Annotated in this window: 21 protein-coding genes; 12 read left to right on the forward strand and 9 right to left on the reverse strand. The window is 41.3% G+C overall.

The annotated features are described in order from the left end of the window. Positions 1–3 precede the first annotated feature (3 nt). Together K1X84_07840 and K1X84_07845 are read right to left on the reverse strand one after the other, a co-directional pair. Positions 4–519: a tetratricopeptide repeat protein gene (locus tag K1X84_07840; GenBank protein ID MBX7151535.1), complete on the reverse strand. Its 516-nt coding sequence runs from the start codon at positions 517–519 to the stop codon at positions 4–6. A gap of 144 nt (positions 520–663) precedes the next feature. Then, positions 664–1221 (reverse strand): N-acetylmuramoyl-L-alanine amidase, encoded by a 558-nt coding sequence (locus K1X84_07845; GenBank protein MBX7151536.1) that lies wholly within the window; start codon positions 1219–1221, stop codon positions 664–666. Between the two features lie 265 nt (positions 1222–1486). On the opposite strand from K1X84_07845, the gene rpsU reads away from it, so the two are divergent. The 6 genes from rpsU (at position 1487) to K1X84_07875 (ending at position 9105) form a co-directional block, all read left to right on the forward strand. Further along, on the forward strand, positions 1487–1666 hold the full coding sequence (rpsU, locus tag K1X84_07850) for a 30S ribosomal protein S21 (protein MBX7151537.1): 180 nt from the start codon (positions 1487–1489) through the stop codon (positions 1664–1666). Positions 1667–1851: 185 nt separating this feature from the next. After that, positions 1852–3180: an FAD-dependent oxidoreductase gene (locus K1X84_07855; protein ID MBX7151538.1), complete on the forward strand. Its 1329-nt coding sequence runs from the start codon at positions 1852–1854 to the stop codon at positions 3178–3180. Between the two features lie 24 nt (positions 3181–3204). Beyond that, a complete protein-coding gene (locus tag K1X84_07860; GenBank protein MBX7151539.1) occupies positions 3205–4512 on the forward strand; it encodes a 4Fe-4S binding protein in 1308 nt (435 codons plus the stop codon). 120 nt (positions 4513–4632) lie between these two features. Continuing rightward, positions 4633–7014, forward strand: coding sequence for a right-handed parallel beta-helix repeat-containing protein (locus tag K1X84_07865; GenBank protein MBX7151540.1), 2382 nt, complete (start codon positions 4633–4635; stop codon positions 7012–7014). 8 nt (positions 7015–7022) lie between these two features. Further along, the gene (locus tag K1X84_07870) at positions 7023–8399 is read left to right on the forward strand and encodes a HAMP domain-containing histidine kinase (protein ID MBX7151541.1); all 1377 of its coding nucleotides are present in this window, start codon (positions 7023–7025) and stop codon (positions 8397–8399) included. Between the two features lie 7 nt (positions 8400–8406). Then, positions 8407–9105, forward strand: coding sequence for a response regulator transcription factor (locus tag K1X84_07875; GenBank protein MBX7151542.1), 699 nt, complete (start codon positions 8407–8409; stop codon positions 9103–9105). 8 nt (positions 9106–9113) lie between these two features. On the opposite strand, the gene K1X84_07880 is transcribed toward K1X84_07875, so the two are convergent. The 3 genes from K1X84_07880 to K1X84_07890 form a co-directional block, all read right to left on the reverse strand. Further along, a complete protein-coding gene (locus tag K1X84_07880; GenBank protein ID MBX7151543.1) occupies positions 9114–10094 on the reverse strand; it encodes a T9SS type A sorting domain-containing protein in 981 nt (326 codons plus the stop codon). Between the two features lie 288 nt (positions 10095–10382). Then, on the reverse strand, positions 10383–11516 hold the full coding sequence (locus K1X84_07885) for a phenylacetate-CoA oxygenase subunit PaaI (protein ID MBX7151544.1): 1134 nt from the start codon (positions 11514–11516) through the stop codon (positions 10383–10385). A 36-nt stretch (positions 11517–11552) separates the two neighbouring features. Further along, positions 11553–12200 carry a TetR/AcrR family transcriptional regulator gene (locus K1X84_07890; GenBank protein ID MBX7151545.1) on the reverse strand — a complete coding sequence of 216 codons (648 nt, stop codon included), beginning with the start codon at positions 12198–12200 and terminating at the stop codon, positions 11553–11555. A 60-nt stretch (positions 12201–12260) separates the two neighbouring features. Between K1X84_07890 and rsmA the strand changes: the two genes are divergently transcribed. Then, entirely contained in the window at positions 12261–13184 is a 924-nt protein-coding gene (gene rsmA, locus K1X84_07895; protein ID MBX7151546.1) for a 16S rRNA (adenine(1518)-N(6)/adenine(1519)-N(6))-dimethyltransferase RsmA, read from the forward strand. Between the two features lie 10 nt (positions 13185–13194). Further along, a complete protein-coding gene (gene mgtE / locus K1X84_07900) occupies positions 13195–14556 on the forward strand; it encodes a magnesium transporter (GenBank protein MBX7151547.1) in 1362 nt (453 codons plus the stop codon). Positions 14557–14562: 6 nt separating this feature from the next. Here mgtE and acpS read toward each other — a convergent pair whose 3' ends face one another. The 4 genes from acpS to K1X84_07920 are packed head-to-tail and all read right to left on the reverse strand — an operon-like array spanning position 14563 to position 18640. After that, complete coding sequence (acpS, locus tag K1X84_07905; GenBank protein ID MBX7151548.1) at positions 14563–14934, reverse strand: holo-ACP synthase; 372 nt, start codon at positions 14932–14934, stop codon at positions 14563–14565. A 9-nt stretch (positions 14935–14943) separates the two neighbouring features. Further along, positions 14944–16419 (reverse strand): sigma-54 dependent transcriptional regulator, encoded by a 1476-nt coding sequence (locus K1X84_07910; GenBank protein ID MBX7151549.1) that lies wholly within the window; start codon positions 16417–16419, stop codon positions 14944–14946. A gap of 9 nt (positions 16420–16428) precedes the next feature. Then, positions 16429–17961, reverse strand: a complete 1533-nt coding sequence (locus K1X84_07915; GenBank protein ID MBX7151550.1) for a response regulator — start codon at positions 17959–17961, stop codon at positions 16429–16431. Position 17962: 1 nt separating this feature from the next. After that, entirely contained in the window at positions 17963–18640 is a 678-nt protein-coding gene (locus K1X84_07920) for a carboxymuconolactone decarboxylase family protein (protein MBX7151551.1), read from the reverse strand. Positions 18641–18776: 136 nt separating this feature from the next. Between K1X84_07920 and K1X84_07925 the strand changes: the two genes are divergently transcribed. From K1X84_07925 to K1X84_07940, 4 genes are read left to right on the forward strand one after another with little or no spacing between them, the layout of a single operon-like run. Next, positions 18777–20096, forward strand: a complete 1320-nt coding sequence (locus K1X84_07925; protein ID MBX7151552.1) for an oligosaccharide flippase family protein — start codon at positions 18777–18779, stop codon at positions 20094–20096. 7 nt (positions 20097–20103) lie between these two features. Next, positions 20104–20856 carry a class I SAM-dependent methyltransferase gene (locus K1X84_07930; GenBank protein MBX7151553.1) on the forward strand — a complete coding sequence of 251 codons (753 nt, stop codon included), beginning with the start codon at positions 20104–20106 and terminating at the stop codon, positions 20854–20856. Further along, positions 20853–22094 (forward strand): glycosyltransferase, encoded by a 1242-nt coding sequence (locus tag K1X84_07935; protein MBX7151554.1) that lies wholly within the window; start codon positions 20853–20855, stop codon positions 22092–22094. The genes K1X84_07930 and K1X84_07935 overlap by 4 nt, the downstream gene beginning before the upstream one ends. Then, entirely contained in the window at positions 22091–23032 is a 942-nt protein-coding gene (locus K1X84_07940) for an SDR family NAD(P)-dependent oxidoreductase (protein MBX7151555.1), read from the forward strand. The genes K1X84_07935 and K1X84_07940 overlap by 4 nt, the downstream gene beginning before the upstream one ends. Positions 23033–23049 lie beyond the last annotated feature (17 nt).

Genomic DNA, 23049 nt, shown 5'->3' on the forward strand with positions numbered 1-23049 from the left:
AGATTAATTCCTACGATTCAACAAGGTTTTCATACGGTGAATGGATTCCTTGGCCAATTCATATTCCGGATAAATTGCCAAAGCTTTTTCATATTGTTCGAGCGCTTCAAACCATTCTCCGCGGGCTTCATAAATACGCCCGAGATTGAAATACGGATAATGGCGTGCTTCATACCGTTCGGCAGCCATCGACTTTTCAAGCCAAGGGATGGCTTCGTCGTATTGCTTCATCGCTATCAAATAGGCACCAATATCATTATACGGATTACCGAAACTCGGATCGATTTCAATCGCTTGTTCGCACTCTGCAATGGCTGAATTCAGATCGCCCAAAAGGCTGTAAACCCATCCCAGGAATGTATGCGCTTCAGCCGTTGCAAAATGGGAAATGGATTTTTTGTATAACTCAACGGCCTCATTCAGACGGCCGCCAATCTGCACTTCGTAAGCGCGGTGAAAGTAATATTCCGCTTCTTTAAGCTGAGCGTTCTCGTTCTTTCGGAAAGTTTCTTCAAACATAACATGGAGGGGATTATAATTAAATTATGATAACGACAAACCTCAACAATTTCAAGCAATTTTGTCGCGGGAAGAAGAGGGAACACGGATGGAAAAGAAAAAATGGGCGCCAATAGGACGCCCATTCTAAAATTGAAAATCATGTTATCGCGATGCATTCAGATAACGAATAATGCCTTTGCCGATTCCGGTTGCAATGTTCTTATGAACCTGGCTTTCGGTCACTTTATTTTTGAATTCTTCTTTAAAGCCGACCGAAATTAATGCCGACAGTGCCTGCGTAGCCACGACTGGCTCCAGTTCGGAATGTTTATCACGCTGTTCATTGAAAACGCCGTGATAATACATGTCGATGTGATCGCGCAAACCTTTGGTGACGGTTATGGCCAATGCTTTGCATTTTTCCGAATTATGTTTACGCGTGCTGCGGTAAAATCCTCTGAGCCCTACGCCTGCCGAGTCGCGGTAAAAATCCAGATGAACGGAAATAAGAAGGTCTTCTGTATGCATGCTTTCGATGAGAGCAATGGCATTTTTAGTTTGAACGATCTCGATTTTTTGTTGACTGATTTCGGACTGAGCGGCGAGGAATTCCGCGCAAAATTTTACGGTTTCCGCGCTGTCCGCCGATCCAACGATTTCGTTGCCGTATACGTCTTTACCCGTTTTGAATCCTGAACCTGCTTCGAGATAAATTTTCATAACGACACGCTCCTCTGAATTTTTTTCGCGGCAAAAATCTAAAGAGTAATATCCTAAAATTCAAGTGAAATAAGTCGCGATTAAACCATTTCACCGTTCAAGCGTTCCAATTTCACATTGAAATGACCTTGTTATGTCACGAAGATTCCGTCACATTGTTCATACATCTGCGTAGGAATAAAAAACGATGAAAAGTGTTTTAATGATATATCCAATCCTGACATTATTGGAAAAGTTAAATTTAACATAACCAAAGAGGTGCGACATGCTATCGACTATCGTGAGAAAGGGTGAACCCTTCGAGAAGGCGGTGCGACGGTTTGAAACGGAATGCCGCAAAGCGCGGATCATTCAGACCTATGTCGAAAAAGCCAATTACGTAAGTCCCAGCGAACGTAAACATCAGTCCCGCCGGCGGCGACGTCATGTTCATCCTGTCAATTGATTTATAAAAAATCGCGAGCTTGAAAGTTCGCGATTTTTATTTTTCCTATTTTTTTAAGGAATAAAAATTACCGCATCGGGTTGTAATGGGCAATTTACTCCGTACGAAACAATTTTAGATTTTTCAATTTGTATTCCTTACATTGACTAATCGTTAAGCTTTTCTAAACAATTTGAGGAGAGAATGTGGAATCACTGGTCATTATCGGTAATGGCATTACCGGCATTACGACGGCGCGGTTGGTTCGAAAACAAAGCGACCGGCCGATTATCGTTATTTCAGATGAAACAGATTTCTTCTATTCACGCCCGGCGCTCATGTATATTTACATGGGTCATATGAAATTTGAGCACACTAAACCGTACGAAGATTGGTTCTGGGAGAAAAATAAAATCCAGCTTTTGCGTGCAACGGTCATGTCGATCGACACGGATGCAAAATCGATTGTGCTCAACAACGGTCAAAAGCTGCCCTACGGACAACTCGTGATTGCAACCGGTTCACGTACCAATAAATTCGGATGGCCCGGACAAGATCTTCCGGGCGTGCAAGGGCTTTACGGGATGAGAGATATTGAATTGATGGAAAAAAATACGAGCAATATTTCAAAAGCCGTGATTGTTGGGGGAGGGTTGATCGGAATCGAAATGGCCGAAATGCTTCATTCACGCAATATTCCCGTTACTTTTCTGGTTCGCGAAACTAATTATTGGGATAACATTCTTCCACAGGAAGAAGCAAAACTTGTGGGCAGGCATATTGGTGAATATGGAATTGACCTCAGACTGGGCACTCAATTAAAAGAAATTCTTGCTGGTAATGATGGCCGCGTGCGTGCCATTGTGACGGATAAAGGCGAGGAGATTGGATGCCAATTCGTTGGTCTCACGGCAGGCGTTGCCCCAAATACAGACGTTGCCAAAAATTCTAAAATCGAGATCAATCGAGGCGTACTAGTCAATGAATTTCTCGAGACTAATATTGCGGATGTTTATGCGGCGGGCGATTGTGCTGAATTCAAAATGAACAGGCCTCGCCATCCTAAAATTGAGCAACTATGGTATACCGGACGCATGCAAGCTGAAGTTTTAGCTAAAACATTGTGCGGCAATAGAACAGCTTATGATCGTGGAGTATGGTTTAATTCTGCTAAATTTTTCGATATTGAATATCAGACATACGGTTTTGTGAGTAATGTACCGGTGCAAGATGAAGAATCATTGTATTGGGAACATCCGGATGGCAAACATAGCATCCGTATCGTTTATCATAAAACCGGTCAGACGGTGATCGGATTTAATTTATTTGGGATCCGTTACAGGCAGGCGATTTGTGAACGGTGGATCAAAGAACAACGTACCATCGAATATGTATTGGAAAATCTGGGTGCGGCCAATTTCGATCCTGAATTTTTCAGTGAGTTTGAGAAGGAAGCGATTGATTTATTCAATTCCAAACACCCGGAACGCAAAGTATTTCTTAAACGTCGCCGCGGATTATTCCAAAATGCATGAGATTAAATTTTAATAGAGGTTTATATGCAGCCGATTTCGATTGAATTACCGCATCACAATTATTCCGCGATCAAGAAAACCGGTTTGGTTTTATGCGTCGTTGGTTTTTTATTCATGATGATGGGGTTGATGGAGGTTTCGCGTTCCAATCCGGTTATGTTTTTTCTTTTGAGTGCCGGATTGATTATAGCCGGAGCGCTCGTATTTATTTTGCCGCAATTGAAGGAATCGCCGGCAGGGATTAAGCACAATCGTTTATTTTTTTTGTCGGCGACGTCGCGCGGACTGTTGGGTTGGGCTGCGGCCGTTTTTTTTACGGGATTTTATGTCATTCTGTACTGGTTTCCACAATATTTGGAAAATTTGATTCGTACGACCGATTGGTTAAGCTTTATTGTACGTGGTAAAGCGGCTGATCAATGGTTTTTGTATGGTTTCTATTATACGTTGGCGGTTATCGTCATGGGAATACGCATGATCGTCAAAAATCGACACAGCCGGTACCAAATTATCCGGACGTGTTCGGTTATGTTTTTTCAACTTGGATTTTCATTTCTGATTCCGGGTTTATTGCAGCTTTTTAATCAACCTGAATTTTATTTTACGTATTTTTGGCCGTTGAAATATTCGTATTTATTTCCCAACGACGTTCACTGGCTTATGAGTCAGCCCGGAGGATTGGGCACGTTCATGATATTTTGGGGCGCGATAATGTCATTTGTTGCAACGCCAGTGCTGACTTATTTCTTCGGCAAACGTTGGTATTGTTCATGGGTGTGCGGCTGCGGAGGATTAGCCGAAACGTTGGGCGATCCGTATCGCCAACTGTCCAATAAATCGCTGATGTCGTGGAAAATTGAACGGTATCTGATCTACAGTATTTTAGTTTTTGTCGTGATAACGACTTTATTACTGTGGATTAATTCTGTAACTCAGGGTGCGATGTTTGGTTCATGGTCACAAACTTTTTCAAGCGCTTACGGCTTTTACATCGGAGCTTTATTTTCGGGCGTCATCGGAGTCGGTTTTTACCCATTGATGGGTAGCCGCGTGTGGTGCCGTTTCGGATGTCCGATGGCCGCCGTATTAGGCTTGATACAAAAATACTGGTCTCGTTTTCGAATAACGTCCAATGGCGGTCAGTGCATCAGTTGTGGTAATTGTTCAACGTATTGTGAGATGGGTATTGATGTGCGGGCGTATGCCATGAAAGGTCAAAATATTATTCGCGCTTCGTGTGTTGGTTGCGGTATTTGTTCAGCCGTGTGCCCGCGCGGCGTGCTGAATCTTGAAAACGGACCGTTGGAAGGACGTTATAATTTAGGTCGATAGGGAAAAATTGGTTTGTGAATTTAGGCGGCGTTAACTACATTCTAAAAAACTGAACCGCCAATTAATCGCATGCCATTAGATTTACGAAATTTCTACTTATTTAGAGCAATACTGGTTTGGATGGTATGCTCCCTCTTTTTTTTTGGTACACTCTTCGGCCAAAAAAGAAAAACCCGCTCAGTACGAAGTTCGGATAAAATCATAACCGTTGCATTGGACGGTTCAGGGCAATTTTCGTCAATTCAGGAAGCCATTGATTTTGCCGAATTCAATTCACGCATCAAGATCAAAAGCGGTATTTACCATGAAGCATTGATGCTGAAAAGCTTTGTGAATATTGACGGAGAAGGCGTCGGCAAAACGATTATCATATCTGATGGGGATCAACCTGTTTTACAGGCCTATAATCTCAGCGGCGGTTTGATGACTGACTTATCGTTTGAATTTAGTAAACCGACAGCCCTCCCTGTTTTTACGGCACGGTATTCCACATTTACAATTGAAAAATGTTCATTCCGTTTCGGGACTTATGGCGCGGACATTTCATCGAATAGTTCCGTTCAAATGCGTCAATGTACATTTGCCAGTAACTCCGTCTCAGGGGTCAGAATTGACAAACGCAGTACTGGAACCGTTTCAGGTGGACTGATTTTTAATAACGGAGGAGACGGTATTCAATTCATCGCTTACGCCAGTTCCTCAGTTGAACATAACATAATCAGGAATAATGCGGGACATGGAATTATTCTGGACAAAAATTCTGTCAACAGAATTACAGGTAATTATATCTATGATAATGGCAAAAATGGAATTCACGTTACCGGTAATGCAAGCCCGATTTTAAAAAATAATACCATCCTGAAAAACGGTAAAGATAGCAACGATACGTTCGGCTATGGTATTTTCATCAGCAACACCGCTTCAATGACGCTGATCAATAATAACATCGTCAAAAATAAATTTGGAATTGGCGTAGTCAATACCCGCGACATTCAATTATCGTATAATAATCTTTGGTCGAACAAAGATAATAATTATGTCAACATAAGCCCTTCCTCAACCGATGTGAGTTTCGATCCCAAATTTGTCAATGAACTGCAAAACGATTTTCGAATCGATACGAGTTCGGCATTATACGTTGCCGGCGAAAAAAAATTATCGATTGGTGCGGATTATGATTTCGTAAAAAGTCAGAATAAACAGCGAACGGATTATTTAAAAACGCAGGCGACGAAAGAACTTGCCCGTGGCAACTGGTATCTTGCTTATCAGTCGGCGCAGGAGATTGTCAGCATCGACAAGGATGATCAGGAAGGTAAGACGCTTCTTAAAAAATCCGGGAGCGAATTGGCCGGTCATTATATCATCCAGGCCCGGGATGAATTTGAAAACGATAATATTAATCTGGCAAATAATTTTTTGCGGATGGCGTTTACATACGATCCCGAGAGCAGTGAAGGCAAAGAACTCAAAGATCGGATCGACGAACAGTCACGGTTGGATCAAATCAAATTTTTTGGCGTGCTTGGGCTGGCTATTGCAGGGACATTTGGGCTGGGATTTTGGGCGCGTAAACGAATTCAAATCAGCGAATTACGGCGTCAGGCGAAGTGGTGGCTGGATGATGCGGAGGAACACGTGGAGTTGGCCCGTGGAGCTGAAAGTGATAAGCATGCGCCTGATGACATGAAGTTGGCCGTCGATCAATTTAAAGAAGCACAAACGTCATTTGAACATAAAGATTATGAAATGTGCGATCGTCATTGCAGTGAAACCGTCCGGCTTTCCAACCGCGCCCGTGAAGCAGCCGACCGGTATAAACAAATTCGTAAAGATGCTCTCTTTGAGGTCAGCAATGCCGAAGCTGAAATGCGTAGTTTCCGGGAAAGTGATATTTTTGTAAAGTTCGCCGACGGCGCAAAGGAATTGGCTTTTTACCTAGAACGCGCGCAGGATGCGTTGCTTCATCAGCAATTTGTACTAGCCAAAGAAATTGCCGAAGATATTCAGAACTCTATTCGTCAGTTCAAAGATGATTATCATAAAGAGAGTGAATCCGAAGTTCTGAAGCTGATTGAACAATCGGAAGAATTGACTATCGCGGCACTGGCCAGTAATACCAGCGCCGATATCATTATGGCCGTTATCGATTTCAAAGCCGAGCTGGAATTACTCAAAACCGGTTTTAAAAATGGCCAAATTACCATCGACGAAGTGAAACCGCAAATTGTGCAGATCAAAGATTTTATCGAGGAAGTTCTACGTATCGGCTCTTCCGAAGAAACAGTGCCACGATCCGGCCGTAAGAAAACTTTCTATGAAATTTTGGGAGTGAAAGAAGATGCGACCGTTGAACAGATTAAATCGGTTTATCGAAAACTCAGTATGATTTATCATCCCGATATGAATGTTGCTGATGAACTGGGCATTGCCGGGGATAATCGGTTTAAAGAAATCAAAGAAGCTTACGAAGCGCTTATGACTGAGAAAGCCGGAAAATAGGAGCAAGATTGAGTATTAAAAATTTTTTCAAGCGTGGAGCACAATCGTCAAAAAAACCGCTTGTAATTTTTTGTATCATTGTTGTATTGCTGACTGCACAGATCGGTTGGTGGATGTATTTCCAGATTCAGCAGAATAATGTCTTGCACGGTCTTCATGAAAACATATTACAAATTCGAGGCCGTCAGACGCTGACGGAAATTAATCAGGCGTACGGCAGTTTGGTGATTCAAAATATACGGCATGGTTTTTTTGGCAGTCCTATCATTGCACGCCACGTTCCGATTGAAGAAATCAGTGGTACTCCGGCCATGCCTCCGATTTTTTTGAATGGCCAATGGAATTCATTTTATGTAACCAACGGCGTAATTTATTATAAAGATTTTGACGACAGAGTTTATCGTACTGTTGTAAACTGGGATCTTATTCAGGAATTTTTGGGCCGGGGCGATGAGACTTATCTAGTCGGTCCGACGCATGATTACACTAGCGGTCAATTTATATCCGGGCCTTCACCGTGGTTGATTCTTCCAGTCGACATTAAAGTCAAATCCGATGTTCTGAGTAATTTAGATAGTCGTTCAGATCGCAAAACAGCTATGTTTGTTTCGGAGGGTGTTTTTTTCTGCATCCTTTTGCTGGTTGGAATTTATCTGATGTTTCTCGCTTTCAGGAGAGAGGTATTACTGCAATCCTATCAGAAAAATTTTATTCTGAGCGTGACGCATGAATTCAAATCGCCGCTAGCCTCGTTGAAATTGTATATTCAAACATTGTCGTCACGCGAGGTTCCGCTGGAGAAACGAAAAAACTTTTTGATACATTCTCTCCACGACGTTGAGCGACTCGAAAAATTAGTTGAAAATGTTTTGGAAGCTGCACGGCTTGATCGCGATGACTATCAATATGTCATGAAACCGTTGGACTTGTCGGAAGTTGCTCAGCAATCGCTAAAAAAAATCGAACATTATGCTAATGAAGAAACGGTGCAACTTGATACCGATATTCATTCTTCCGTTGTAATCAAAGGCGATCAGCATGCTATTTACTCGGTCTTTGATAACCTGATAGAGAATGCCGTCAAATATTCGGTGACTCCCAAAAAAATTTCGATAAAATTATACACCCTTCAGCGTCAAGCGGTTTTTGAAATTCGTGATAATGGCGTCGGAATTGAAAAAAAAGAAATGGAGTGGATTTTTCAGAAATTTTATCGTGTTGGCAATGAAATGACCCGCAATACTAAGGGCACCGGCATCGGCTTATTTATTGTCAAAAAAATTGTTACGCGTCATAAAGGTGATATCCGCGTTCATAGCGATGGATTGAATCAAGGTACAACTTTTACTGTGACTTTCCCGTTGTTTAATGAAACCAAGGAATAATTTTTATATGTTGCAAAAAATCCTGTTAGTCGAAGATGAAAAAAATATAGCTGAATCGTTGGTATTCAACCTTGAACATGAATACGATGTTGTGTGGGCCGAAACCGGAGAAAAAGCTCTTAAAGAGTGGGGAGATAACCAATTTGATTTGATCGTGCTGGATGTCATGTTGCCGCGTTTGAGCGGCTTTGACGTATGCAAAACCATTCGTCAGGAAGATGTACAGACGCCGATTCTATTTCTGACGGCCAAGAATCAAGAACGGGATCGGATTGAAGGCTTTCAGATCGGTGGAGACGATTATTTAGGTAAACCATTTAATCTGGACGAATTTCTACTCCGTGTGAAAGCGCTCATTCGCCGCAGTCAACGGACTCCGATCGTGAGTGCGGAATTGCCCAATCACTATCATTTCGGGCTGGCGACGATCGATTTTGAAAACTATGAAGCGACAGCCAATGGACAGAAAATTCCGCTTACCAAGAAAGAATGTTTGTTGATGAAGCTGTTGATCGAGAATGAAGGACAGGTTGTGACTCGCGACGAGATTTTGTCTAAAGTTTGGGGTTATGAAACGTTGCCGTCTACACGTACGATCGATAATTTTATTGTAAAATTACGCAGTTATTTCGAACCGAATCCGAAAGAACCCCGATTTATTCATTCAATTCGCGGTGTGGGATATAAGTTTACTAAAAGTGAGTGAGGTTAAAGCTACTTGACCAGCACCATTTTTTTGGTCAAAACTGATCCATCGAAAGCAAGTCTTACAAAGTAAATTCCACTCGGCACAACGGCATTTTTATAGTCCATTCCGTCCCATGTGAATTCGTGAACGCCCACTTCTTTTTCGCCTTCATATAAAGTTCGAATGTTATTACCGAGAAGATCATATACTCGAAGCTCTACAAAACCTGATTGACGCAATTCAAATTTGATGGTTGTTGAGAGATTAAAAGGATTAGGATAATTTTGTTCGAGCGAAAACGTTTCAGGGCCGACAGTTTTGACTTTTTTGCTGCTGCGGCTGTTTTGTCTCTGAGCAATTTTTTGCACCGAGTTGAAGATAGTATCCTCTCCGGCAAAAAAGCGCACTTGATCCAGATTGGCTTTGAGAAAATTGGGTACTGACGATTTGGTCAGAGCGCCGATATAACTTGTAGCGCCTGTATTAACCTGCGTGATTTTAGTGAAGGGTAATTGCTTTACGATTCGTCCATTAACATAAAAAGTAATACTGTCATGCGCCCCATCGCAGTATGCGCCAAGGTGAACCCAGCGGCTCGCGTCCAAAGTTGTATCGGATGAAAATATTTCGCTGTGACCCTCGCGGATTTCAAGTTTTGGAATATTATTTTCGATGAAAAATCTGTAGCCAGATACAAATCCGTTGTCGGCGTTAATAATTTCGCCATTCACATTGGTTGAATAAAGATACAACCACATCGACACCGTATAAGCAACGTGACCGTTAAGATTAATGTCGGCGTTAGCGGGCAATTTTAAGAAATGACCGATGCCATCAAGTAAAAGGTAATTACCACCTGCCGGGCTTGGTTTCATAAACCGGGCAATTTCAAAATTACCTTTCTGTAAATAATCTTTGCTGATTACTTCCTGGATCCATTCCCCTGACGAATCATCTTTGTAAAAAGAATAGTTATCCGTGTCGCCAAAATTCAGTTCCAACTTCAACTGAGCGACACTACTCCCGCTGATAAAAAAAGCAAGGAGAACTATGAAGGGGTTAAAAAAGTAAATTAGTTTCGTAACAAGGACCATTCACACCTCATATTTAGTGCAATTAAGTCTTTGTTTATATTAATATAAGTAATTAATGGGGAACCAAAAGAAGAGCACTAAATCAATATAAGGTGCCTCTGATCATATTTCAAGTTAAAAAGTGGAAAAAATGTTAATTATGATGGAAACGAGGGAGGAATCAAACAAAAAAGCCCGGCTTTTAACCGGGCTTTTCAGTCATTAATCCATTTGTTTAAGCGGCTTAAATTCAATCCAGTCATTTTCCTTGAAAATATCTTTCAGGAAATCTTTGTCTTTTTGTGACGGAAGAACTTCCGCTTTGTGTTTCTCGCATTGTTCCGGCGTCAGCATTTTGCCATCTACGCTGTATGGCTGATGAGCATACAGACCGATACTCCGGTTAAATTTCACATCAGGCACGATCAGTTTTTGTTGGTCTCTGGGGATCAACATGTTCATGTCCTCGATGAGTTTGGCAATCTCGGCAATATAGAGGCTGCGTGCCATCTGATTTAATTCTTCTTTCTTCGCTTCTTCATCCGTTTCGTCTTCATTGAACCGACCTTTGAGTCCCCAGACGTAAGCCCAATGCGCATTGGAAGAGCCGTCATTGCCGAAAAGATCGTACGCGGTCGGTACCCATTTATTGAAATATTTTTGAATGATTTCGACAGGAATTTTTCCGGCCTTCAAAATACGTTTCAATCCATTATTGCCTGTCCCCAAATGGAAGGCTTCTTCCTTGAGCATGGGTCCCATGCTCATGGCCAGCGGCATAAATGCAGAATGGCTTAGCATTTTGAGCTGGAATTTTCCATCGCGATCAATGAATTCGGTATACGTATACATATCGAGCCAATTGTCCATCACTTCATTGAAGGAGCCAAGCAGGCGTTTTTGTTCATAGGCGCGACGATCAAGCAGTTTCATGGCTTCTTTTCGTCCGCCTTCACCGAAATGTGTTACAAGGATATGGCTCATCTGCCAGCCATGACGCATTTCTTCAGCATTGATCCGCATGAGGGCGTAAGTGTCGTAATCGCTCGGAGCACGGTCGACGAGATAACGCTGTTGCTCGACGGAGGCAAATTCCGTATCGCCCTGAAATACGATCAACTGTTGCAAAGCGTCGCGGATATTTTGATTGGGAATATCCAAAACACGCTCCCATTTTCTATCACCGCGAAAGTCGCCAAATTGGATTTCATTGTATTTGCAATGCTCGTATTTCGGTTCCAGCAGGTAGGTAGGAAGAAAACGCTTGAAAGTTTTTTCGTCGAACCCGATATCCTTTTTCCATTCTTGGAATAAGTCCACCCAGTCGTCAAACGTCGAGACCTGAGCTTTTAACATAGCTGCTTCCTTTGGTTTTAGTGATATAGTAATACTTCAAACATTGACAAAACCGTTTAAAAATATCTCAACCATTTGTTCAGATATTTTGGCAATATTAGCCGGACTGTGTTCGCGTTTGTCAGGATTGTACCATGTATACGTCCAGTTCATCATACCAAAAAGTGACAATGCTGCGATTTTGATAGGTTGATTGAGTTTCAGATTTTTCTGATTGTATTCTTCCCGCTGAATGTCGAGTAATAATCTTTCAAGAATATCTAAGTATTGCCGTTTTTTGTCGTTGATCAGAATGTAGTATTCGCCGGTAAGCGAATCGGATTCATGCGCCAGCACTTTCATGGCATCCAGGTGCGTAACAAAATATTGCAAATGATTTTGTACGAGGATTTTCAGCTTTTCTCTGGAACTTGCTTCGTGTTCAAGTTTTTCGGCAAGCGAACCCATGACCGTATCAAACGAATACCGTGAAATCAAAAAGAGCAGTTCTTCTTTGGTTTTGAAATAATAATACAAGCCGGCAAGGCTGGTATTCATTTCCCGGGCAATGTCGCGAATAGATGTATTGTGATAGCCATTCTTGGCGAAAAGCGCTGCACATTGCTCCAGCAGATCTCTCAATTTGAGATGATATCGGTCAGTGGCAACGTTGTTTTCTGCGCTATGGTCTAAAGCATTAAACATAAAAATTGTGGTTCTGGTAAATTCGAACGAACGTTCGAAATATAGGAGTCAACTTGCTCAATGGCAAGCTTTTTTTGCGTAGTTAAAACACAACAGAAAAGATTTGGATTGCGGATCGTAGGCCGCCATTATGCCAAAATTGGCTTGAATATCCTTTGCCAATTTTTTACCTTGAGCGGCGCTTTACGATCCTTCAATGACATAAAATTTTACACTGTGGCAGCACCTTCGCTTCCCAAAAAACGCTTGAGCCAGAATTTTTTGATTGATAAAAATATTGTCAAAAAAATTGTAACATCGTCTGGAATTCATGCAGGAGATACGGTAGTAGAAATAGGTTGCGGACAAGGTGCGTTGACTGAAATGCTGATTGAAAAAGCCAGCCGATTGTATGGAATCGAATATGATACGCAACTCATCCCGACTTTGAATGAAAAATTCGGATCGAAAGAAACGTTCCGGTTGATTCAAGATAATGTCCTGGAGTTCGATTGGGATCGAATCGATGCACCGAATTTCAAAGTCATTGGTAATCTTCCGTATCACATTACCAGTCCTATTATTTTTAAAATAATCGATAAACGCGATCATATTGAAACGTTTACGATGATGATTCAGAAGGAAGTGGCGCAAAGAATTGTTGCCGCGCCGTCGTCCAAAGTTTATGGGATTTTATCAGTCTTTTGCCAGTTCCATGCTGATTGTAAAAAATTATTTGACGTACCGCCAACGGCGTTTTTTCCGAGGCCTAAAGTCTATTCGTCCATTGTCCAAATGAAGTTCAGGCCGTTTGTCGTTGAGGTTTCCAACTACGAAATTTTCAGGACTGTAGTCCGGCAGAGTTTCAATCAACGCAGAAAAATGATGCGTAATTCTCTGGCTGAGTTAATTCAGAATAAGGCGATTCACTTTGATTTCGAACGGCGCCCTGAAACATTATCCGTTCGTGAATTTGTAGAATTGAGTAATACCATCGCTTCTTAAGGAACCAGACGTGCGATCTAAATCTGAAATCGAAATTGACAAGGAATTTATCAGCGATATCAAGGATCTCGTCGATTCGAAAGCCGAGTATTTGTTGAAAAATATCCTTGAAGATCTGCATCCGGTGGATATTTCCGAGATTCTCGATCACCTCGATGAAGAGGAACGTAACTACGTTTTCCAGATTCTGGGTACGGAAAAAGCCTCGCAGGTAATTCTTGAACTCGACCAGGCTTCGCGCGAAGATATTTTAGAGAATCTTGATGAAGAACAAATTTCAGACATCATCGAGGAAATGCAATCGGATGATGCGGCGAATATTGTTCAAGAACTGGACGGTGAGACCCAGCAGATCGTTTTAAGTCAGTTGGACTACGAAGAGTCGCAGGAAGTTCAGCAACTTCTTAAATACGACGAGGATTCGGCCGGCGGTCTGATGCAGTTAGAATTTGTCGACGTATATGATACCGAGACCATTGCCGAAGCGATCGAAGAAATCCGTCAAAAATCTACCGAAGTTCAGAAGATTTACGATATTTATGTCGTTAATACGCATGGAAATCTGGTAGGTACTGTTTCAACGGAAACACTCCTCGTCGTCGCGCCCAACAAATTAGTTTCGGAAGTGATGAATCCGGATGTAATTTTTGCCAAAACCGATTTGGATCAGGAAGAAGTTGCCAAATTATTCAAAAAATATGACCTGGTTACTTTGCCGGTTGTGACGTTATCAGGTAAGTTAGTTGGAAGAATTACGATTGACGACATTGTAGACGTTATTGAACAGGAAGCGTCGGAAGACGTGTCCAAAATGGCAGGATCCGTCGATGAAGAAGTTACGGAAACGTCGACGTTCCGTATATCGCGCTCGCGCCTGCCTTGGCTCATGACGGCATTAGCGGGAGAATTAGTCGCAGCTTTCGTGCTAAGCCGTTTTGAAAGTTCGCTCAACCAGATTTTAGCGCTGGCGTTTTTTGTGCCGATCATTATGGCGATGGCAGGTAATATTGCCATCCAGTGTTCGTCTATTGTTATCCGTGGATTGGCGACCGGAGAAATCGGACTTCTCGACTTACAACGCCAGTTGCTCAAAGAAATCCGAGTCGCATCAATTAACGGGCTAATCCTCGGAGCGTTACTTGCCGGAGTCGTTTCCATTTGGATTGGTGATTTTCATATTGCGCTGGTTGTCGGCATTGCATTGATTTGCGTGATTTTTTTTGCGGCGTTCAATGGGACGTTATTTCCACTGTTACTCAAGCGCATGCAAGTCGATCCGGCGTTAGCCGCAGGTCCGTTTGTAACAATGACAAACGATACCTTGGGGATTATGATTTATCTCGGTATTGCTACTGCATTTCTACTTAAATAGAGTTGATCAGGGCTTTTCAATAACGACGGTTGCCGTTGCATAATGTTGTGAATGAGAGAGTGATACGTGAACAGTAGCTTTTTCAAGAAAACGGGCGAGAGTGTTTTGGAAACGAAAATGCGGAACACCGTTGGTTTGCGTATCGATCGCCGCTTCTAACCAATCGAAATTGTGGAATTTTCCTTCACGAGTAGCCTTAATTAATGCTTCTTTTGCCGCAAATCGTACCGCTAACGACGGGTACGGATTTTTTTTAGCCATCGCGTACCGGATTTCTTCCTGAGTGAAAATTCTCGTAAGAAATTTATCACCATATTGGCGATGGCTTTTCGCGATCCGTTCGATTTCAATAATGTCTGTTCCAATTCCAATGATCATTGTATAGCCTTAATCGATATTATACTCTTTCATTTTTTTATATAAAGCAGGGCGGCTTATTCCCAACTTACGTGCAGCCTCGGCGCGATTGCCGGTCACATCGGACAATGCTTTGATAATGGCGATTTTTTCGATATCGCAAACGGCCAATTCAACAATGTCTTTCAGAGTATGGTTTTGCTTCAATAGGTCGTGAATAAGTTCGGTTTGTTTAAGAGACTGATCCCAGCTCCGGTTTTCCGATTGATGAAAACCAACTTCCTGCCGGCTGACGCGTCCGATCTTGACGATATTTTTTGGGAGTGTATTGGGATCGATCGCGTTGCCAGACGAAATAACAACCGAACGTTCAATCACATTTTCGAGTTCACGAATATTGCCCGGCCAATCGTGTTCGAGCAATTGAGCCATCGCAGTTTCATTTACGCTGTGAATATGTTTATCGTTGAGACGATTATATTTATCTAAAAAATAATTGACTAAAAGAGGAATATCCTCTTTCCGGTCGCGCAAGGGCGGAACATTCAGCGTAATGACCGCAAGACGATAATACAAATCTTCACGAAATAGATTTTCAGTAATCATCTGCTGGATGGGTTTGTTTGTTGCCGCGATAATGCGAACATTGAAATGTACGCCGGTATTACTGCCGACAGGGCGGATTTCTCGTTCCTGCAATGCTCTAAGCAATTTAGCTTGAATGGGCAAACTTACGTCACCGATTTCATCTAAAAATAAAGTTCCGTTATCCGCTTCCTTAAAGATTCCTTTTTTATCGCTGATCGCACCGGTGAATGCGCCTCGGACGTGACCGAATAATTCGCTTTCAAGCAGGGTTTCCGGAATCGCACCGCAATTGATTGCGATAAACGGCTGGCTCCGCCGTGAACTTTCCTGATGAATTGCCTTTGCGATGAGTTCTTTTCCGGTGCCGCTCTCGCCTTCAACCAATACGGTCGAATCGCTTTTCGCAACGACGCGGATCAAATCAAAAATCTTAGTAATACTTTTGCTTTTACCGATGATACGATTAAAACCGACACCGTCTTTTTCGCTGAGTTTTTCACGCAGCGCTTTGACTTCAGAATTGAGCCGATGGTATTCAAGCGCTTTACGTAAAGTGATCAGTAATTCATCGCGTTGAAAAGGTTTCGTAATATAATCATAAGCGCCTAATTTAATCGCTTTGACTGCATCTTCGATTGTGCCGACGCCCGTCAGTATCATAAAAGGCGTTTCGGGTTTTACCGATTTAGCTTGCCTAAGTAATTCAATTCCGTTCATATCTCCCATGGCCAGATCGGAAATGATAAGATCGAAATCCTGAGCCTGGATCATTTCCCACGCCATTTCACCGTTCATCGCCGTGAGTACTTCGACGGATCCGTCATAATGCGCGTCATTTAATGCCGAAGGCGTAATAATTTTTTTAAATAATGCGAGAATATTTTTTTCGTCGTCAACGACCAGAATTTTAGCAGTCAATGTTACCTCTTAGTTTTGCAATACCGGTAATATTATCAAAAACTGTGTTCCTTTGCCAAGGTGGCTTTGAACACTGATTGTCCCCTGGTGTTCATGAATAATCGCTTTACAGATCGAAAGACCTAAGCCAGAACCTTGTCCCTTTTTGGTTGTGAAAAACGGATCGAAAATGAACGGAATTTTTTCACCGGGAATTCCGGCGCCGGTATCAGTAAACCGGATATTAATATTGTCGGAGTCGTAATTTATAGTTACGTCAATAGTGCCGCCGTCAGGCATCGCTTGTATGGCATTGAGGAGCATATTGATAAAAACCTGACGCATTTTCGGAGCATCCATCCACGAGTCCGGAATATTAGATTCATAAGATTCCGTCAGCACAATTTTATTTTTTTTGAGTAAATGGCGGATCAGCCCGATACTGCCTTGCATCAGTTCGATTACACTGGTTAAGGAGCGAACGAGTTCACCGGGTCGGGCGTATGCGAGTAAATCCTGAACCACTTTGCCGCAACGTGCCGTCTCATGTTCAATGATTTCCAATTCCTTCCGGACGGGATCGTGGGTACCGATTTCAGTCAGCAATGACTGAGTGAATCCAAGGATAATGCATAAAGGATTATTGATTTCATGAGCCACACCTGCTGCAAGAGTGCCGATGCTGGCCAGTTTCGACGATTCAATTAATTGATTCTCCAGCATTTTCTTTTCGGTAATATCCTTGATGGATTCCACGAAAGAAATAACCCGGCCTTGACGGTCGTGAACAGGATATGTGCTGATTTGGTAAAACCGGTTGTCATGCTGGATTTCTGCTAGTTTGGATTGACCGGTTGCAAGCGTTTCCGATGCCGGGCAATTGTCACAGATTTTTTCATGATTAAAAAATAATTGATGGCAATGTAACGGTACTGGCGATTCCGATTCAAAACTTTTAATTCCGGTGGTCAAAGATGGAAAGGCTCGCGCGGCCGCGTGATTAAATCGTTGAATCTGGAAGTGAACATTTTGAACACTGATCGGATCGGTAATGCTGTCGAAAACGGATTGAAGATAATTTTTAATATCCTGAAGTTGTACCTGGAGCTTTTGATTTTCTATTTTGACATCGTTGAGCGTCAGAACGTTGATAATGACATTGATCAGTTCCTTATGCCCGAACGGTTTGAGCAGATATGCGCTGAGCCCCATTTTGAGCAATTCCTGCTGCTCTTTGTAGTTGTCTGTTTTAGCCGTCAGCATAATAACCGGCGTATCGCGAACGGAAATATACGATCCATCGGTAAGGAGCTTTTTGTATACTTCCGCGCCGTTGATTCCAGGCATCATGTAATCAAGAAGAATCACATCCGGTTTTTGTTGAATAACTGCTGCCAAAGCTTCTTGCCCGTCGGTCGCCAATATGCAATTGATATCCGCCGATTGAAGCATCATTTTGATCGTGTTAAGGACTACCGCATCGTCGTCGACAACAAGAATAGTTCGACCGACCAGTGAGGGATGCGGATTGAGAGAAGGATATTGTTGAACGATCGGTTCCATTTTATTCCAGAGTATCTTTCATGAGGCTCATCGCATGGTCGATATGTTCTTGAGAGATGAATAAGCGTAACGAAAAAATGGTTTCACGAATTGCTTCAATGCCGGCTCCGAGATGAAAAGCGCCTTTCAGATGCGAGATCAGTTGCCGTGTGCGCCCAAGTACAGCCAACGTCGATACGATGCATAATTCACGATCAAGGGCCGACAACACCGGACGGCTCAGGACTTTTCCGTAACCTTCGCGAATCATCCATTGATGCAGGTCCATGCTGAGCGATTGCATGTTGCTCATTAGTTTATCGAAATTTTTTCTGTAAACCTCTTTGCAAAGGCGTTCACCGTCATTTTGAATTGCATCGTTACTACGGTGATCTTGAAAATCTTCGTTGGATATTCCATGAAGATGGGCTTGTTTTTGCAATACCAGCAAACCTTCAATGGCATTGGGAAATCCGCAAAACAAATAATTTTGAAGAATAACTTCCTTTAATTGAAGTACCGGAACAGACTCGGCGATTCCTAATGCAATACATTCATTGGTTTCGTAATCCCGCAACAATGCATTGGCGGCTGCCAGAATTACACAAACACGTTGCGGCCGGGATAAAGCCGGACGCTGCAACATCACGTCAACGTCGTTTCGAAAGGTTTGGTTCAAAGAAAGGAAATGGTAATTCAAAAAACTACTGTGTAATGATACGGCAAAAAAATGTAAGCATCAAGGAAGGATACAAGGACAACATGACAATCTTTTTTTAATGCATTTTGTCGCCTGAATGATTATTTTCACGCGCTTTTTAAAATGAAACGTTTATATGAAATTCAGTGCGCATATCGATAAAAGTATTTGGCTAACCCTCGACAGAGGACTGTTTGCGCTGTATGGTTTATTATTTAATCTAATCCTGATCCGCCATTTGCCGACAGCCGAATACACCTATTATGTATTGGTGTATCAATCATTATTTATGTTTCTTGTTGCTTTATGCAGCAGTTTTGCCTTACAGCCGATGATGAAGTATGCTGCAGGGAATAAAGATGTCGCTTCTTTTATTTCGATTGGTATTATTATGTATTCGCTGGCCGCATTGCTATTAACGATAATGTGCCTGGCATCTACGCCGTGGATTGATCAGTGGTTTAAATTGGACGGATTAGGAAAACGAGTATGGTATATTCCATGGTTTTTTCTCGCTTTTTCATTGAGGCTTATTTTCCAATATATATTTCAATCCACTTACCGCCTGAAAGAGATTTTCTTAACTAACTTAGTATTTTCCGTCATATCATTGAGCTGGCTTTTTTTATGGATTTTTGTTTCATATGAGTATAATGCGGAAGATGTATTTATGAATATCGGTTTATCGTCTATCGTTGCTACAATTGTGAGCGTTGTATACGGATGGAATACGTTTAAATTTAGTTTACGCCAGTCTGTCGACCAATGGAGACAAATGCTCTCATTTGGGACTTATGGTACTGCGAATACCAGTTCATTTTTTATTTTTGGATATTTAGATAATTACTTAATTGCGTTTTTTTCAACACCATTTCAAGTCAATATCTATAATGTCGCGAGGATATTTTATCGTGTTTTTGATGTTTTTGCACAAATTGTACAAGGATTGTTAATTCCTACCGTTTCAAAACTTCATACTCAGCTGGACTATATCACTTTGAGGCAAGTATTTGAAAAAGCTGTTTGCTTTTCTTCAATTGCCTTGCTGCCGGTTTTTTTCATTTATTTATTCTTTGCGGATGTTCTTTTTGGGATAATGTTTGGACTGAAATATCAAGAAGGCATTTCTATTTTATACATTTTCAGTTTTCATGCGCTGATAGTTCCTTGGACGTCGGTTGCAGGGAGTTACTATGTTGGAATTGACAAAATGAAGATTGCACTAATGATCAATAGTGCATATATTGGCTTGTCTTTGCTGTTCTATTTTATATTGATACCAAGTTATCAAGCCAAAGGCGCTGCGTTGGCTGTTTTGTTCTCTACAATTGTTGCCACATTTATTCATGTAGTCGTTATTCATAAACTCATTCGTTTTAGCTTTTTAGGTATTATTTCAAGAATCCACGATATTTTAAATTTCTGTAAAACCACCATATTGAATATCAAAACCTAGCTTTTTTATGGCCGAGCACAGAACTGAAAGTAAAGTCAAAGACTTTTACGAACAATTTACAGAATCACATATTCTCTATGATCGATTGACATATAATCGCCGTTATATTCATATCCACAAGCTTATTAGAGAATTTGTACGTCCGGGTATGGAAGTTCTTGAGCTTGGCTGCGGAACGGGAATTACGTCTAAAAAAATTCTTGAATGTGGCGCGAAAGTGACTGGTATTGATTTATCCGAGAATAATATTCGTTTTGCGAAGGCGGTTGTCAAAGGTGGTAATTTTTTAGCGCAAGATGTTTTAACGCTCAATCTGAATAAAGTATTTGATGTGATTACTCTATTCGATTTCATGGAGCACATTCCGAAAGAACATCATACCCATCTTTTTAATATTGTTCGGAGTCATTGTCATTCCTCAACCGTGATCATAATTAATATTCCAAATCCACGATCATTGGCATATTTGCGAGAACACCAACCGGATGCTTTACAAATTGTTGATGAAGAAGTTACCATTGATGATTTTGCCGCTTTATGTCGACAGGCCGGGTTATACATTCAACGATATGTTACAAATGATATTTTCCAGAAGGAAGATTATGATGAATTGATTCTTAAAGTATCAAAACCCAGAATAAATATTCCCGTGCAGGAAGGAGTTCTCCATTTCATTGCGAGAAAGTTATGGTGGGCGTTGAAAGGGCCTATCCTTAGGAAAATATACTCATACAAGTTAAACAAAGTATCTCGAGCATGACCGTAGTATATCTTTTTGAAGATTTATATGTTTGGATGATGGAAGAGATTTATCATCTCCAGAAAAAAGGTGTAAAAGTTATTCCAGTTTGCATTCGCCCTCGAAAAGCTTCAAATCTTTCAAAAGATTTTTTGGGCGAAGACTTAATGCTCATTGCAGAAGAGACTACTTTTTTGCATGAATCTTTAATCAATCCCAAAGTAATCGCTAATCATCTTTATTTCTGGTTAGTACTTCCACACAAAATGTGTGCGCTGTTTTGTTTTCTTGTATTTAGAACGCTAGGGATGGGTGCTCCCCGGGAATTTAAGTTCAGAGATTGGAAGGTTTTTTTCTTTTTTCCACAACTTGCTTTTTTTCTGAAATCCAAAGGTTTGAAAACAGTTCACTGCCATTTTGCAAGTTATGCCGCCACTTATGTTTTTTATTTTTCAAAGATTTCTGAAGTTGAATACTATTTGACCGTTCATGCCGCCGACATTTTTTTAAAAAATAATTTTCGGAAAGAAAAATTATTTACGGCAAACAAAATTTTTTCGATCTCGAAATACAATAAAGAATTCTTGATTGATTGTTATGGTGAAGCCATTCGTGACAAAATTATTGTTAATCATACCGGTACGGACATAAATTTTTTCTCGCCTTCCAATAAGCCTCGTAAGGATGTTTTTGTAATCATGTCTCTTGCATTATTAGTCGAGCACAAAGGGTTGAGGTATTTATTTGAAGCCTGTAAAATTCTTAAAAGCCGTGGTTTAGAATTTATTCTGCACATGTACGGAACTGGCCCTGAAGTCAACCGATTAAAAGAAATTGTAAAGAACAATAAACTTGATAACGTAGTTGTTTTTATGGGAAGAATTGCCCGTGAAGATATTCCCGAAGCATTTAATTTAAGTTCAGTTTTTGTTTTGCCATCCGTCATTGCATCCAGCAATGGACTCCGGGAAGGCATTCCTCAAGTATTCAAAGAATGTATGGCGTGCGGTTTACCGGCAATCTCAACTTATACGGGCGGTATTCCTGAAGTTATCGATGATGGAGTCAACGGGTATTTAGTACATGAGCGTGATTCAGAAACCTTGGCTAACAGAATAGAATATCTGATCCGTCATACAGATGAAAGAGAACGAATGAGTCAGAATGCTCGTACAAAGATCGTGAACGATTTTAATATTGATAAACATACTAATAAAATAATCGAAGTCATTACTCAATATTCTAAATTTTTGAAATGAAAAAATTTTTTATAACAGGTGGTGCAGGCTTTATCGGTAGTAATTTAGTAAAAAATTTACTCAGTGACGGCCATAGTGTAACGGTGTATGATAATTTAAGCCTGGGCAAAGAAGAATTCATCAAAGAGTTTTTTGGCAGCCGGCAGTTCTGCTTCATCAAGGCTGATTTGCTTGACAGCGATCAATTGCAAAAAGCGATTAAGGGACATGAAACAGTTTTTCATTTGGCGGCTAATTCTGATATAAGTTTTGGCGCAAAATACACTGACGTTGATCTGAAACAAGGAACATTGGCCACCTACAATGTGCTGGAAACGATGCGCCTGAATACTATATCTCAAATTATTTTTGCTTCGACTTCAGCGGTCTATGGTGAGGCTAAGAAACTACCGAGCTATGAAGACGACGGCCCACTGTTTCCAATATCTTTATACGGGGCCAGTAAATTGGCATGCGAAGGAATGCTCAGCGCTTTTTGCCATAATTATGGAATGAAAGCATGGATATTCAGATTTGGAAATATAGTTGGACGAAACGGAACTCATGGAGCGCTTGTTGATTTCATTAAAAAACTTCGTACTAATCCAACCGAACTTGAAGTATTGGGTGATGGTAAACAGGCCAAGCCGTATTTGCATGTTTCAGAATGCGTCAGCGGTATGTTATATGGACATCGCAATTCTAAAGAATACATTAATTATTTTCATTTGGCATGTGATGGCGCAACCGATGTTACGACTATTGCTAAAACTGTAATTGAAGAAATGGGGCTGAAGAATGTCAATGTAAGATATACCGGCGGTGAACGCGGATGGCAGGGTGACGTTCCGCAAGTGAGACTTTCTCCTGATAAATTGGCTAAACTTGGGTGGCGAGCACAATATTCATCTGACGAAGCGGTTCGAGTGGCAGTAAAGGATTTATTAATGCAATTGTGAGATTACAGATGCAGATT

The organism is bacterium (assembly GCA_019695335.1).
GTDB lineage: Bacteria > CLD3 > CLD3 > SB21 > SB21 > JABWBZ01.